The organism is Streptomyces sp. enrichment culture (genome assembly GCF_964272895.1).
GTDB lineage: Bacteria > Actinomycetota > Actinomycetes > Streptomycetales > Streptomycetaceae > Streptomyces.
The window spans coordinates 89,004-102,284 of sequence record NZ_OZ186832.1 but is presented as its reverse complement, the minus strand read 5'-3'; the positions used below and the strand labels follow the sequence as shown (position 1 = coordinate 102,284).

The following is a 13,281-nucleotide window of genomic DNA, read 5'->3' as shown; positions in this document are numbered from 1 at the left end:
GGCCCGGCCCACCGAGAACGGGCACACTGCCGATCCGCTCTCGTCGACTCCCTCAACCGCCGTGTCGAAAGCAGGTACGGCCGTCTGCCGAGCCTCGGATAGGTTGCAGCGGACACATGACTTCTAGGGGGAGCAGGACATGAACACGTGGGGAGTGGTCGAGGTCCCTGATTCCCTGGCGGTTTCCTACGCCAGAGGCTTCGGAGAGGAAGGGACGGCCTGGATCGCCGGACTGCCGGCTAGGGCCGCCGAATTACTCGACCGCTGGGAACTGAAACGGGACGGCGTCGTCAGGGCGGGGGAGGCCGCGCTGGTGCTGCCGGTGCTGCGTGAGGACGGCACGCGCGCGGTCCTCAAACTGCAGATGCCCAGAGAGGAGACCACTGCCGCACTCGTCGGACTGCGCACCTGGAACGGCGAGGGGATGGTGCGGCTGCTCGATCACGATTCCGAAAGCGGTGCCATGCTCCTGGAACGGCTGGACGCCACCCGCACACTGGCCTCGATCGAGGATGACGACACAGCGATGGCTGTCCTCGCCGGGCTTCAGGCCCGGCTGGTCTGCATCCCGGCACCGCAGGGACTGCGCAGCCTCGGCGACATCGCCACGGAGATGCTGGAGCAGGTCCCCCGGGCGGTCACAGCTCTGGCTGACCCGGCAGACCGGCGACTCCTCCTCAGCTGGGCGTCGGCGGTGAAGGAGCTGGCCGGTGAGCCCGGAGACCGGCTGCTGCATTGGGATCTGCATGTCGGCAACGTTCTCGCGGCGGAGCGTGAGCCGTGGCTCGCCATCGATCCTGAACCACTCGCCGGCGACCCCGGCTTCGATCTCTGGCCCGCCCTGGACAGCAGGTGGGACGACGTGGTCGCGAAGGGCGATGCCTCGCGCGTGGTGCGGCGCCGCTTCGACCTCCTCACCGAGGTCCTCGGCCTGGACCGCGCACGCGCGACCGGCTGGACGCTCGGGCGGCTGCTGCAGAACTCGCTATGGGACATCGAGGACGGCGAAACCGCTCTCGCGTCAGCTTCCGTGGCGATCTCAGAAGCGTTGCTCAGCCGGTGATCCGGTGGGTTTCGGTTCGGGCGTCACCTGCGGGCTGGCGCATGCCCGCCTGGAAGGAGGCCGGCGTCTGTGACCGGATCCCCGTCATCCTCCTGAGTGAGCTGAGGTAGAAGAGGAAGTCGGACTGCTCACGGGCGGTGATCGACTCCTCCACGCCGAGGAACCGGAGAAGCACGGCAGGTTCGATCACCGCCCACAGCTCGTCGCCGGCCTTCCGCGGCTGTCCTGCGGTCGGCGGGCACTCGTCCTGTGCGGCCACGCGGGAAGGCTGTCAGGCTTTGCTCCTCTTTGTGAACGACCCCCCGAGCAAGAACTTCAGATGGGACCATGTGCTGTGGTACTCCGGGAACCACTCCGGAAGGGGTGCCACTAGCTCTTCCTCGGAATGGACGAGCTGACCGGTCGTCACCCTGAAGTGGGTCTGCTGCCGACGGCTTTTCAGCGACACGATCCAGGCGCCGGATTGCGTCGAAAACACGCTTCTGTGTGGCTGGTCTCCCGGGTGCACGTAAAAGGACTCCGGTATGTGCTTCTTCGCCAACTCGAGACCTGCGGCTTCTGCGTCCTTCCGGTCGCCCGCCACATGCTCCGTCCGTCTCAGCTCCCAACTGGGCGTGCAGGACCACGATTCATGCTCATAATCGACGTGGGCTTCTTCTACCAGGACATACCAATGAGTTGTCACAGGCTGGATTCTAGGAGGGCCGATCTCCCACAGGTCCAGCCCGCGCAGAAGGCAGTTCTCCCGCAGGCGCTGTCGTACGACAGCCGTCATCGGCTCTTCTCCCCGTAGACCCGGCAGAACCTCGTGTCGTACCGGCCACAGCCAATACGTCCGCTCGGCCCGCGTCAGCCGGCCGCAGAGCGTGCCCTGTCGGTAGGGACGGACACCCGGATACAGTGCGCGAGACGGCAGCCGGGGCAGAGAGGCAAGCGTGACCGACACCAGCAACACCAGACCCGCCGACGCCCGAGCGCACGCGCCGCGGCCGAGCCGGCTGCACCGCCTGATGCGTCACCTGCCTCTGATCGCGCCCGTCCTGCTGTGGGCCGTGCCCTGCTGGGTGCTCCTGCACACCGGTCAGCACTGGCCGCTGCCCGTCACGCTCGCCGGCACCGCCCTCTTCGCCCTCGGCCTCGTCGGAATGCCGCTCGCGATGGCGCGCGGCCACGGCCGACGCCAGCAGGACCGGGCGGCGATCGTCGGTGACACGCTGCTGGGCGCCGGCTGGGTCCTGTTCACCTGGTCCGTTCTGCTCGGCGTCCTCTTGCGGCTCGCCCTGTTCGTGGCCGGAGTCGGCGAGAGCCAGGACCGGGCCCGCATCGTCACCTGGGCCGTCCTCGGCGTCACCGCCGTCCTGCTCGCCTGGGGGTACGCCGAAGCCCGCCGCGTGCCCCGCGTGCGCCGACTCGACGTACAACTCCCGCGACTCGGCGCCGGGTTGGACGGCCTCCGCGTCGTCCTCATCACCGACACCCACTACGGTCCCCTCGATCGGGCTCGGTGGTCGGCACGCGTATGCGAGAGGGTGAACACCCTCGAAGCCGACCTCGTCTGCCACACCGGCGACATCGCGGACGGCACCGCCGAACGCCGCCGTGCCCAGGCCGCCCCACTCGCCACCGTGCGGGCCACCCGAGCCCGTGTCTACGTCACCGGCAACCACGAGTACTACAGCGAGGCCCAGGGCTGGGTCGACCTGATGGACGAGCTCGGCTGGGAGCCGCTGCGCAACCGCCACCTGCTGCTGGAACGCGGAGGCGACACCCTCGTGGTCGCCGGCGTGGACGACGTCACCGCCGAGTCCTCCGGCCTGACCGGTCACCGCGCCCACCTCGCCGGAGCCCTGCGCGGCGCCGACCCCGACCTGCCCGTCCTGCTCCTGGCACACCAGCCCAAGTTCGTCGACCGGGCGGCAGCCCACGGCATCGACCTCCAGCTCTCCGGCCACACCCACGGCGGTCAGATCTGGCCCTTCCACCACCTGGTCCGCCTCGACCAGCCCGCCCTCGCCGGCCTCAGCCGCCACGGCACCCGCACCCTCCTCTACACCAGCCGAGGCACCGGCTTCTGGGGCCCGCCGTTCCGCGTCCTCGCCCCCAGCGAGATCACCCTGCTCGTCCTGCGCTCCCCACACGCGCACTCCGTGACGTAGCACGACGTCGCCGTGGGATCGGGATCGGAGGTGATCTGCAGCCTCAGCGTTTCGGCTCGTGTCTCACCGGTCATTCGCCCTCGTGGAGCACAGCTCCCAACACCGTTCCCCTCCTGCCCTCCTGCGGCAGGAGGGGATACGTGGCTTCGCCGGCGGGGGATACGGCCATGGGGCTCGACTCGTCGGGGCTCCCTCGCGACATGCCGAGATGGATCATGGGGGCCCACAGTATCGGCGCTGCCGGGTAGCGGTCTCGAAGCCGTCGAGCGGCCTGCTGGATGGCGAAGGCGGGATCGACCAGGCCGGCCTGGACCTGCGCGTAGAAGGCATCCGCCATGCTGGCTGCCACCCTGTCGTCGATCGGCCAGAGCGTCCCGATCACGTGCGCGAAGCCACTCGCCTGAAAAGCAGAGGACACATGGATGGCTTCATCCGCCAGCCGTGTCCCGCCCTGCGCCGTCCCGCACCCCGACAGGTAGACGAGCTTCGGTGTGACCTGGTACCGGAGCCGGGTGATCTCGCGGACGGCGAGCCGGCCGTCGGCCAGCAGGAGCCCGCTGTTGATCGGGTGGTCCAGTTCCGTCAGGCTGTGGCAGGCGAAATGCGCCCATTCGCTGGTGCTCAGTCCGCGCTTGACCGTGCTGCGCGTCGCGCCATGCTCCGACAGGTGTGTCGCGTGCGGGAAGCGCTCGAGGAGCCGTCGCGTCTCCCTCTCTGCACCGGGCAGGGGGACGACACCGTCCCCGTCGGCGAGACTCACGACCAAGAAGCGCTGCTCACCGGCTGCTGCGGCCTCGCCCGCGCCCGACCGGCTCCGCAGCAGGTTGCGCAGCGTGGTCGTGTAGGACGAGACGGCCAGATCCATCAGGTTCCGAGGGGTGGGGCCTGACGTCGGGTCATGGTGGCCGGCAGCGTGCAGGGGAAGCAGGCTCAGCAGCCCGGTGGGGCACCAGAAGATGCGCGGCCACGCCTGGCCGTCCACCGGCCCGGTGGTGCAGCCGAGCGCCTCGGTGACCGGTTCCACCAAGCAGTCCCAGAGCCACGCCAGCGTGTCTCTGATCGTCCGCTGTCCTGAGATCCGGTCTTCGAACGCGTGTCCCGTCGGTGTGACTGCCCCGAGGAACTCCGAGGTGCGCCTGCGGACGGTCTCGATGTCGAGGGCGGGTAGGGGGAGAACGCTCAGCCCGTCAGAGCTGAGAATGAGGGCGTCCGACCGGTACCGGCTCACGTTCACCGTCACCACCGGACCCGCTTCGGTGGCCCTGGCCAGCTCCTCCATGGTGGGCGGCAGCAGGAATCCCTCGAAGCCGGGCATGTGCCGGATGCGGGTGATGAGTTCGTCGAGTCGGCGCGCTGCGGAGTGGCGACGGTCCAACGCCTGTCCGGAGAACACCACGGGTGTTTCACGGAACCCGTCGCCGCCGTCGCCGGCTGCTCCCTCTTCGGCGCCGAGAATCGTCCTGAGTCTCTCGAATTCGTCCGCGAGCTCGGGAGCGCTTTCACGGAGCACGGCGCTCTCCGAACTGATGTCCATGATCCTGTTGAGGAGGACGCCTCTTCCCTGCTCCAGCACCTGGAGTGCCGCGTGGGGATCGCCCGCGGCGAGATGACAGGCCGCGGCGTCGGACGCCAGGCCGAGGAAGTCGCTCAGCTGTCGCTCTTGGTCCAGTAGATCGATCTGCCAGGCGGCGAGATGAGGCATCAAGGACACCGCAAGGGACAGTGCTTCACGGCCTGCCGCGGCGCCTTCGTGATCGGCGGCGGCCTCACCCCATTGCCGAGCGGCGTCGATGCGCAGCCGGGTCGGCGCTCCGACGGTTGTCGCGGCGGTACGCCAGGCCCCGATGGCTTCTTCGATTCCGGCGCCCTCGTCGATCTGGGAGATGCCCCAGAGCGTCCCTCCCAGACTCTGCAGCGGCAGCGCGCTGTCGGGTCGTCCCGTTTCAGCGCTCTCCACCGCTGCTCGCAGGATGTCCGCCGCTTCCATGAGGGAGGCGCTGTCGCTGGTCTCCTGGGCACGCAGTCGGAGGGCGTTCCCCAGGCTCGTCAGACAGAAGACTCGGTCGAGGTGACCTTCGGGAGCGGCGGCTACGGCGCTGCGGAGCAACTCGATCGCGTCGTCGAGGGAGGCGCGGTCGCCCGTCACCTCTGCGCGGAAGCGCAGGGTGTCACCGAGTTCGGCGAGGCGCTTGGCGTAGTCGGCGCTGTCGAGCCGCGAGGCCGCCAGGGCTCGCTGGTAGAGGCTGATGGCGTCGTCGATCAGCGTGTAGTCGCCGGTCATCTGGGCCTTCAGGCGCAAGGCGTGGGCCAGGCCCGATTCCGCGAGGCTCTTCCTCTCCGTCGGCGTGGTGCTGTCGGGCGCGGCATCGGAGTCCATGGGTACGGCCCGGTTGCGGATGAAGGTGATGCGAGCCGCGGTGTTTCGGTTTCGCTGCTGTGGCAGAGGTCTGGACTTTCCCGCGAGTGCCGTGTGCACGTGGCGGTAGATGGTGTCCATGTCCAGGAGTTCACCGGCATCGGGTATGCCGTTCTCCATGACGTGGACGAGTTCGGCGGTGAATGCCGTGTAGTTCTCCCCTGGTGGCGCGAGTGCCTTCTTCGTTTCCGCGGCTGCCGCGAGCAGGTAGGTGCCTTCGATCTCCGCGTCCTGAGCGATCTCGGAGGGAGCACTCATACCGGGCATCGCCCTCCCGCTGTAGCAGCAGTCGAGGATGACGACCTTCCTGAGGGCCTGGCTGGACAGGACTGCTTGTCGCAACCAGTCGTAGGGGAGCGTGGTGTGGATCTCGTTGACTCGGGACTCGGGAAGCGACAGGCACAGGTCCATCGAACGTGACACCGTCAGTCCGTGGCCGGCGTAGTAGACGATGAGCGTGTCCGTTACGGCCGCGGCGATCCGCTTGACTGTGTCGACCATCTTGGCGGCGTTGTCCCACTGCAGCATCTGCGTGCAGTGTTCCGACGGCAGGCCCCAGACCTTGTCGTCCGTGAGGAGCTCACCCAGGCGCTCCACGTTGTTACGGACGGCTGGGAGATCGTCGAGGGACGTGTAGGCGTACGTCCCCATGAGGATCGCGCGTGAATTCAGTGGCTCCGCGAGCAAGGCGTCACCCTCGCGTCTATTCCGGGGCGGTCAGCGCTGCGGTGATCCGGTCCGCTGTCTCGTCGGATGCGTCCTCGACGATGATCCGGACTCCGTTGGCCGTGATCTCGACCGGTGCCGGGGGTGCGGCCTGCGACGAGCGCCATGTGACGTAGGCCAGTGCGAGATTGGCGAGATTGAACGCCGAGGACACGATCAGGCTGATCGTTTCGATGTCTCCGGCCATCGCTCCGGGCTCGGGTGTTGCTTCTACGACGTCGATCTTCGCATGGCGGGCGATGTCCTGATCGTCGAGGAACCACTCGTGCAGTGATCTCAGGACCTCCTGAGCGTGCTCTCCGCGCGCCCCGACTCGGATCTCCACGCAACCCCCCTTGTGTACGCCCCCGGCGGATATGCACCCGGACCACCAGTATGAGCCGCATCGTAGGCGCAGAGGCGGAAAACGAGGGATCTGGTGGGCTGGGATTCCCGTTCGCCTTCAGAGGTGACATGCCTGCCCAGGGACCGACGGCCTCTTCATGCCGCAAGGCATCATCAGACGGCGAGGGAGGTGTCGAACACCCGGTGGGTCCCTTCAGCCGCTGCGGACAGGAACCCTCTTGCCCTTGTGGAGAGCCTTGCCAGTGGCCGCAGGCGCGGTCACGCTGGCGGCATGGTGAGTTCGTGGGGGCGGCCGGCGCTGCGGCTGGCCGGGCGGGCCGCGGGGTGGCTGGGAGCGTTCGCCATGGGTTCGTTCGTGACGGCCGGATTCACCCTGTTCACGGCATGGGTGCCGCTGACGCTGTGGGCGCACGGGCACCGGAACCCGCTGGCCTTCTTCGTAGCCTGCGGCGGGACGACGGTCTCCCTGGTCGTCCCCGTGCTGGCGGCTGTGTATCTCCACTCCCATGCCTACGAAAAGGCGTCCTACGTCGTCGGAGGCGGCATCGGTCTTCTCGTTCTCTGCGCGTACGGCGGGGTGATGTATTTCGGGTGGCAGGACTCCGACCAGCAGGCTCTGCACGACCGGGGGATCGCGAGGACCGGCGTCGTGACCAGGCAGTGGGAGGCATCGACCCCGGACGGCACCGCTTCCGGGGTCGTCGCACGGCTACCGGATGGGACCACGCACAAGCTCCGGGGTGAGCAGTCGCCGGTAGGAACGCAGGTCGTCATGACCGTCGACCCGCGAGGTCACGTCGCCACCCGGCTGGGGCCGCCGCCCGAGGCACCGGACCATGTGGCACTGAAGCTGTCGGCCACCGGAGTTGTGCTGGGCTGCGTGGCATCCTCCGCATGCTGTGCGGGACTTGTCACAGAGGACGCGCGGCGCTGGCTGGCGAAGGGGACCGGTCGGCCGGCGGTCGGCGCGGATACGGCAGTCGCGAGCGACTGAGTCCCCTCAGCGTGGCCACTGATCCGCTGACACCATGACCGGCACAGGCGCGCGGTGGTCGCAGCCCACGGTCCCGACGGCAACGGGCGGGCGGACGTGCTGCCGCCCACCCCGCCGGGACCGGGGAAGCCACGCTGGAAACCAGTGGCCTGCCGCACGGGAGCAGGCCGTGGTCGGGGCCATCTGCTCGCGTACGGGCATCAGTTCTCTACGGGCGCGTGCCCGACGGGTGCGTGCCCGGCGGGTGCTGTCAGCACTTCTTCATCCCGAGCCTGATGGCCGTACCGGGGTCGATGTGCACGTAGCCGGACCAGATGTTGCCCCAGGCGCCGTAGTCGTCCCCTTGCGTCCAGTACCAGATGCTGTTGCCCTGGTAGCTGTCGCCGTACCCGTAACAGGCGAAGGAGCTGTAGGTGGTGCGCAGGTTGTCGCGGAAGTCGGAGTAGAAGCTCCGGTGGGCGTAGAGGGCCTTCGGCGCCTGGTTGGTGCACCACAGCGTTCCGGTGTTGCCGTCGACACCGCAGGTGGCGGCTTGCGCTGTCGGCGCGCTCACCAGAGCACTGCTCGCGGTGATGGCCGCTGCACCGAGGAGGATTCCGAGCTTTCGTCGCATGTCCGGGCCTTTCGTGCGTGTCGGATGGGACGCGTGCGAGTGTGTCAGCGGCGTTCTGGTGGCGGCCAACCTTTCGAAATTTTCCGCAGTGTCGGGGTGGCAGCAGGCGAACCGACGTGCTCCGGGCCGGCCTAGGGGACGCCATGGGGCTGGCTGCCCGATCTGCTTGACGAACGGCCCCGTCAGCGCGACTTGCCGATACGTACCGGATGTCGCAGCGGGGCTGGACGATCCGCGCCACTGACCGCCCACCTGAACCGCCCAGCGCGCGGCGCTCACTCAGCAGATCTGGCGGAACGGGCGGGCAACCGCACTTGGTTTCGGCTGTGATCTCGTCAACCCTCCGGGCATGCCCGATCGGCGGCGGCAGCCTGTCGCAGGGGAGTGTCCGGCAGGCGGTTCGCCGCGCCCCGCCGACCGGGCAAGGAGGGGAGTGGGCACTGGTCGGCGACGGACACGGCACGGCGTTCGGCTGGAGCGGGCCCGACCGTGACCCCGGCCCGCGCCCGACCTCCGAGGCGAACGTCGCGCCGGTCTCCACGCACCACCCCAGTGGCGGGACGGAGTACCGGTCCGGTCCGGCTGTCCTCCTCACCCGCCCGCCACATGTTCACACTTGCACCTATAGTCGCTATTCGGCCACCGATATCCGAACCCCCTTGCGGTAAAAGGCCCTTCCGTAACTGGCCGCGTGCATGACATCTTGCGTCCATCACTTGTTTCGTACGACCCGGCCTGACCACCGGGTCTTCGGAGGACGCATTGATACCCCACAGATCCAGTCGGCCTCGCCGTACCCTCGTGCTGACCGCCACGCTCGGCGCGACGCTCGCCCTGGGGGCCCCGGCCGCGCTCGCCGGCACCGACCCCGTCTCCCCCTTCGGCTCCGCCGCTCCCGCCCCCGCCCCCGCGGCAGCACCCCAGGCCGCGGCCCCCGCGTCCTCGAGTGCGACCTGGGTCGCCGGCACCCGCTCCTACCTGGTGATCACCGCCCCGGGCGACACCACGGCGGTCCGCAACGCCGTGACCGCCAACGGCGGAACGGTCTTCCAGTACTACGACGCGATCGGTGTCATCACCGCCCACTCCGCCTCCGCCTCCTTCGCCGGCGCGATGCGCGGTGTGAGCGGGGTCCAGCAGGTCGGCGCCACCCGCACCTCCGACGTGCCGGCGGACGCCTACAACCCGGCGCTTCCCGCCAACCCGCCGCAGTCCACGACCCCTACGGGCGAGCCGGTCCGTGCCGACATGACCCAGATCAAGGCCGACCAGGCATGGGCCATCACCACGGGCTCCGCCTCCGTCAAGGTCGGCATCCTGGACACCGGTGTGGACGATCAGCACCAGGACCTGGCGCCGAACTTCAACGCCGCGGACTCCGTGTCCTGCGCCTACGGCAAGCCGGACACCCGTACGGGCGCCTGGCGCGACGTCGGCACCCACGGCACGCACGTGGCCGGCACGGTCGCGGCCGCCAAGAACGGCAAGGGCGTCATCGGCGTGGCTCCGGGCGTGAAGATCGCCTCGGTGCGCATCGCCGAGCCCGGCAGCTCGCTCTTCTTCGCCGAGAACACCATCTGCGGCTTCATGTGGGCCGGTGACCACGGCTTCAAGGTCACCAACAACAGCTACTACACCGACCCGTGGCAGTTCAACTGCCCGGACAACGCCGACCAGGCCGCGATCATCGAGGGCGTCAAGCGCGCCCAGGAGTACGCGGAGAGCAAGGGCTCGCTCCAGGTCGCGGCGGCCGGCAACTCCAACCTGGACCTGGCCAACAAGACGACCGACACCGAGAGCCCGAACGACTCGACACCGGTCACCCGGACCATCACCAACGCCTGCCTGGACATCCCGACCGAGCTGCCGGGCGTCGTCACCGTCTCGGCGATGGGCACCACGGCGAAGGCCTCGTACTCCAACTACGGCCTGAACGTCATCGACATCACGGCCCCGGGCGGCGACACCACCGGCATCTACAGCACCCTGCCGGGCGGCAAGTACGGCTCCAAGAGCGGCACTTCGATGGCCTCGCCGCACGTCGCCGGTGTGGCCGCGCTGCTGGCCAGCACCAACCCCGGCATCACCCCGGCGCAGCTGCGGGAGAAACTGGCCACCCAGGCCAACGACATCCCCTGTCCGTCGGACACCCGCTGCAAGGGCACCACGGCCAACAACGGCTTCTTCGGCGAGGGACAGGTCGACGCCCTCAAGGCCGTCGGCGGCACCCCGCCGCCCGGCAAGTACTTCGAGAACACCACGGACTTCGCCATCGGTGACAACACCACCGTGGAAAGCCCGATCACGGTCAGCGGAGTGACCGGCAACGCCCCGGCCACCCTCAAGGTCGGTGTGAACATCGTGCACACCTACATCGGCGACCTGAAGGTCGACCTGATCGCCCCGGACGGCACCGTCTACACCCTCCACAACCGCTCGGGCGGCAGCGCCGACAACATCAGCCAGGTCTACACCGTCAACGCCTCCGCCGAGCTCGCGGTCGGCACCTGGAAGCTCCGGGTCAACGACAACGCCGGCGGCGACACCGGCCGGATCGACTCCTGGAACGTCACCTTCTAAGGGGCGCCCACACCGCAGCACTCAGCGCTGGAGGTCGTCGGCGAGACATTCGAAGACGACACTTGTGCCGAGAGGCCACCGGGGAGCAGCCACTGCACCCCGGTGGCCTTCTTCAGTGCTGCGTACTCGCGCCGCGCGGATCCTGACGGTCACCGCGGTACCCGACCGCCTCCGCCTCATCCGTAATGTCCGTCATTACCGGGTGTTTCGGCGGGATTTCGGGGCAATCGGCTCCAAGGGCCGCCGTGATGGGACGGCGGTCGGCAGACGTCGAGGAGATGGGGATTCACATGCGGTTAAAGGGGACGAAGTCCGGCGCGATCGTGGTGGCCGCGGTGTTGGGGAGCGTCGTCCTCTCGGGTTGCGGTGACGGTGGCGACACCGAGGCGGAGGAGAACGGCACGCCGCAGGGCGCGAGCACGAGCGCCGGTGCCCGCGAGCAGGGCACGGCGCAGGTGCGAGCGGCCTACGACAAGACGGCCGAAGCCGAGTCGGCGCGGACGACGATCAGGACGAAGCTCTCGGCGGAGGGCCAGACGATCACATCCAACGGTGAGGGCGTCGTCGACCTGGACGAGGGCGACAGCGTCATGACCATCACGGCGCAGGACAAGACCGTCGAGCAACGCGTCGTCGACCAGGTCCTCTACCAGAAGGCATCCGGCCAGAAGGCGCCGGGCGGCAAGCCCTGGATCAAGATCGACCTGAAGCGGGCCGCCGCCCAGCTGGGCGTCAACAACCAGCAGATCGGCGACCCGGCCCAGACCGCCGCGTACGCCAAGGCGATCACCGACAAGGACGTCACCAAGGTCGGCACCGAGAAGATCGACGGAACCGACACCACGCACTACAAGGTCTCCGTGGACGTCTCCGAGCTGCCCGGCGGCGAGCAGATGAGCAAGCAGCTGGGCCCGACGCTGCCGATGGAGGTCTGGCTCGACGACGAGGGCCGGCTGCGCCGCCAGCAGATCGACATGACCCTCAAGGCCCCGGCCTCCTCGGCCGAGCCGGGCAGCGGCGCGGCACCCCAGCAGCTCAAGATGAGCACGGTGATGCAGTTCTCGGACTTCGGCACCGAGGTCGACGCGGAGGCTCCGCCGGCCGGCCAGGTGGCCGACATGACCGACGAGGCCCTTCGAGGCGCCGCGCGGCAGGGCTGAGCGCGGATGGAGCCGCTGGGCCGACACGTCGACGGTCTCGTCATCACGTGCCTTGTTCATGGCGACGTGCCGCCAGTGCAGTGGCAGGAAGAGCAAGACTGAGACGGACAGGTCGGCGCCGACTGGGCAGGCAAGCACGTGGAAGCTCCTGGCAGGACGGCATGGACGCGAGATCCCCCCGTCTACCGGGAGCTTCTGTACATCTGCGCGGGCACGGCCGCCGTCAGCGCTCGACGTCGTCGCCGTCGCACGGTGACTGACCGCCACCTACCGCCGTTCCCACCCGGCCCGCGTGATCTCGTACTCGACTTCCCCGTGTTCGGAGCCCTCGATCGCCTCCCGCCAGTCCCCGGTGAAGTTCCGGACGAAGGACAGGCCCGACTTCTCCATGACGCGACGGGAACGGGTGTTGACGGCCATCGTGTTCGCCGTGACCCGCTCGACCTCCAGATCCGTGAACCCCTTGCGGATCAGGGCCCGGGCCCCCTCGGTGGCGTAACCGTGCCCCCATGCCTCCCGGTTCAATCGGTAACCCAGCTCGACCACGGCAGAGCTGTGCTCCTCCAGCGGCCGGAACTCGAACCAACCCAGGAAGGTGCCGGTGGTCTTGTCCTGCGCGGCCCAGTAGCCGCGGTTCCCCCAGCACGGGTAGTCGTGCAGGAGTCGCGGCAGGACCCTCGTCTCGATGGCCTCGCGGCCGGTGGGGCGCCCTCCGTTGATGAAGCGCATGACCTCGGGGTCGTTGTCCAAGGCGAACAGGTGGTCGGTGTCGGCCGTCGTGAACGCGCGCAGGACGAGCCGGTCGGTCTCCAGGAAGGTGGACATGCCGCGATCTTCACCACGGGCCGGCCGGGCCCGCCACCGGTTTTCCGGCCGACGGCCGTCGGTGGTGTTCATGCCGCGCGGGCAGCGGCTCGCTCGACGAGGATGCCCCGCTCCGAGCCGGCCCCGGCACGGACCAGCGCGACGAGGTGCGGCGCGTTCACGGCCGGACACCGCTGCTGGGCGGACTCGGGCAGCTTTGACTCGGCATGCGGACAGCCTGTCGTCCGGCTGGGGACGCCTTGTCGCCGCTCACCGATGACGGGCGTGTCTCGCCTGCGCCGATGCCATGGTCCTGGTGCCTCGGCCGTCGTCCGCGAGCCGGCCGCGGACGGTGCCGCTTGCCCCACAGTCGCCGACAGCCCTCCGAAGAGCTTCTTCGTGCGCGGAGGGTGAGACACGCCGC

At 68.9% G+C, this 13,281-nt stretch carries 11 protein-coding genes and 1 pseudogene; 5 read left to right on the top strand and 7 right to left on the bottom strand.

All coding sequences use genetic code 11. From position 1 onward, the window contains the following. Positions 1 to 139 precede the first annotated feature (139 nt). Positions 140 to 1,063 (top strand): aminoglycoside phosphotransferase family protein, encoded by a 924-nt coding sequence (locus tag ACSU6M_RS00420; protein ID WP_437065987.1) that lies wholly within the window; start codon positions 140 to 142, stop codon positions 1,061 to 1,063. Here the strand turns inward: ACSU6M_RS00420 and ACSU6M_RS00415 are convergent. Together ACSU6M_RS00415 and ACSU6M_RS00410 are read right to left on the bottom strand one after the other, a co-directional pair. Beyond that, a complete protein-coding gene (locus tag ACSU6M_RS00415; protein ID WP_437065986.1) occupies positions 1,053 to 1,322 on the bottom strand; it encodes a hypothetical protein in 270 nt (89 codons plus the stop codon). The genes ACSU6M_RS00420 and ACSU6M_RS00415 overlap by 11 nt on opposite strands. Positions 1,323 to 1,334: 12 nt before the next feature. After that, the gene (locus tag ACSU6M_RS00410; protein ID WP_437065985.1) at positions 1,335 to 1,838 is read right to left on the bottom strand and encodes a hypothetical protein; all 504 of its coding nucleotides are present in this window, start codon (positions 1,836 to 1,838) and stop codon (positions 1,335 to 1,337) included. A 160-nt stretch (positions 1,839 to 1,998) separates the two neighbouring features. Between ACSU6M_RS00410 and ACSU6M_RS00405 the strand changes: the two genes are divergently transcribed. Continuing rightward, the gene (locus ACSU6M_RS00405; RefSeq protein ID WP_437065983.1) at positions 1,999 to 3,219 is read left to right on the top strand and encodes a metallophosphoesterase; all 1,221 of its coding nucleotides are present in this window, start codon (positions 1,999 to 2,001) and stop codon (positions 3,217 to 3,219) included. A 70-nt stretch (positions 3,220 to 3,289) separates the two neighbouring features. Here ACSU6M_RS00405 and ACSU6M_RS00400 read toward each other — a convergent pair whose 3' ends face one another. Further along, positions 3,290 to 6,322, bottom strand: coding sequence for a caspase, EACC1-associated type (locus ACSU6M_RS00400; protein WP_437065981.1), 3,033 nt, complete (start codon positions 6,320 to 6,322; stop codon positions 3,290 to 3,292). 16 nt (positions 6,323 to 6,338) lie between these two features. Further along, entirely contained in the window at positions 6,339 to 6,686 is a 348-nt protein-coding gene (locus ACSU6M_RS00395) for an effector-associated constant component EACC1 (RefSeq protein WP_437065980.1), read from the bottom strand. Between the two features lie 363 nt (positions 6,687 to 7,049). Between ACSU6M_RS00395 and ACSU6M_RS00390 the strand changes: the two genes are divergently transcribed. Then, complete coding sequence (locus ACSU6M_RS00390; RefSeq protein WP_437065978.1) at positions 7,050 to 7,700, top strand: hypothetical protein; 651 nt, start codon at positions 7,050 to 7,052, stop codon at positions 7,698 to 7,700. A 250-nt stretch (positions 7,701 to 7,950) separates the two neighbouring features. Here the strand turns inward: ACSU6M_RS00390 and ACSU6M_RS00385 are convergent, their stop codons facing one another. Continuing rightward, on the bottom strand, positions 7,951 to 8,253 hold the full coding sequence (locus ACSU6M_RS00385) for a hypothetical protein (protein WP_437065977.1): 303 nt from the start codon (positions 8,251 to 8,253) through the stop codon (positions 7,951 to 7,953). An 861-nt stretch (positions 8,254 to 9,114) separates the two neighbouring features. On the opposite strand from ACSU6M_RS00385, the gene ACSU6M_RS00380 reads away from it, so the two are divergent. Further along, positions 9,115 to 10,893, top strand: a complete 1,779-nt coding sequence (locus ACSU6M_RS00380; RefSeq protein ID WP_437065975.1) for a S8 family serine peptidase — start codon at positions 9,115 to 9,117, stop codon at positions 10,891 to 10,893. A gap of 278 nt (positions 10,894 to 11,171) precedes the next feature. Continuing rightward, positions 11,172 to 12,053 (top strand): hypothetical protein, encoded by an 882-nt coding sequence (locus ACSU6M_RS00375; RefSeq protein WP_437065974.1) that lies wholly within the window; start codon positions 11,172 to 11,174, stop codon positions 12,051 to 12,053. Between the two features lie 267 nt (positions 12,054 to 12,320). Here the strand turns inward: ACSU6M_RS00375 and ACSU6M_RS00370 are convergent, their stop codons facing one another. Both ACSU6M_RS00370 and ACSU6M_RS00365 read right to left on the bottom strand, forming a co-directional pair. After that, positions 12,321 to 12,878 carry a GNAT family N-acetyltransferase gene (locus ACSU6M_RS00370; protein ID WP_437065972.1) on the bottom strand — a complete coding sequence of 186 codons (558 nt, stop codon included), beginning with the start codon at positions 12,876 to 12,878 and terminating at the stop codon, positions 12,321 to 12,323. 68 nt (positions 12,879 to 12,946) lie between these two features. Beyond that, positions 12,947 to 13,075: pseudogene (locus tag ACSU6M_RS00365) on the bottom strand (IS256 family transposase); the annotation flags it as partial. Between the last annotated feature and the right edge of the window lie 206 nt (positions 13,076 to 13,281).

Bases quoted from the DNA above. Each gene is read 5' to 3' on its own strand.
- ACSU6M_RS00410 (WP_437065985.1), bottom strand. From the start codon at position 1,838: ATGACGGCTGTCGTACGACAGCGCCTGCGGGAGAACTGCCTTCTGCGC.
- ACSU6M_RS00370 (WP_437065972.1), bottom strand. From the start codon at position 12,878: ATGTCCACCTTCCTGGAGACCGACCGGCTCGTCCTGCGCGCGTTCACG.
- ACSU6M_RS00420 (WP_437065987.1), top strand. From the start codon at position 140: ATGAACACGTGGGGAGTGGTCGAGGTCCCTGATTCCCTGGCGGTTTCC.
- ACSU6M_RS00390 (WP_437065978.1), top strand. From the start codon at position 7,050: ATGGGTTCGTTCGTGACGGCCGGATTCACCCTGTTCACGGCATGGGTG.
- ACSU6M_RS00375 (WP_437065974.1), top strand. From the start codon at position 11,172: ATGGGGATTCACATGCGGTTAAAGGGGACGAAGTCCGGCGCGATCGTG.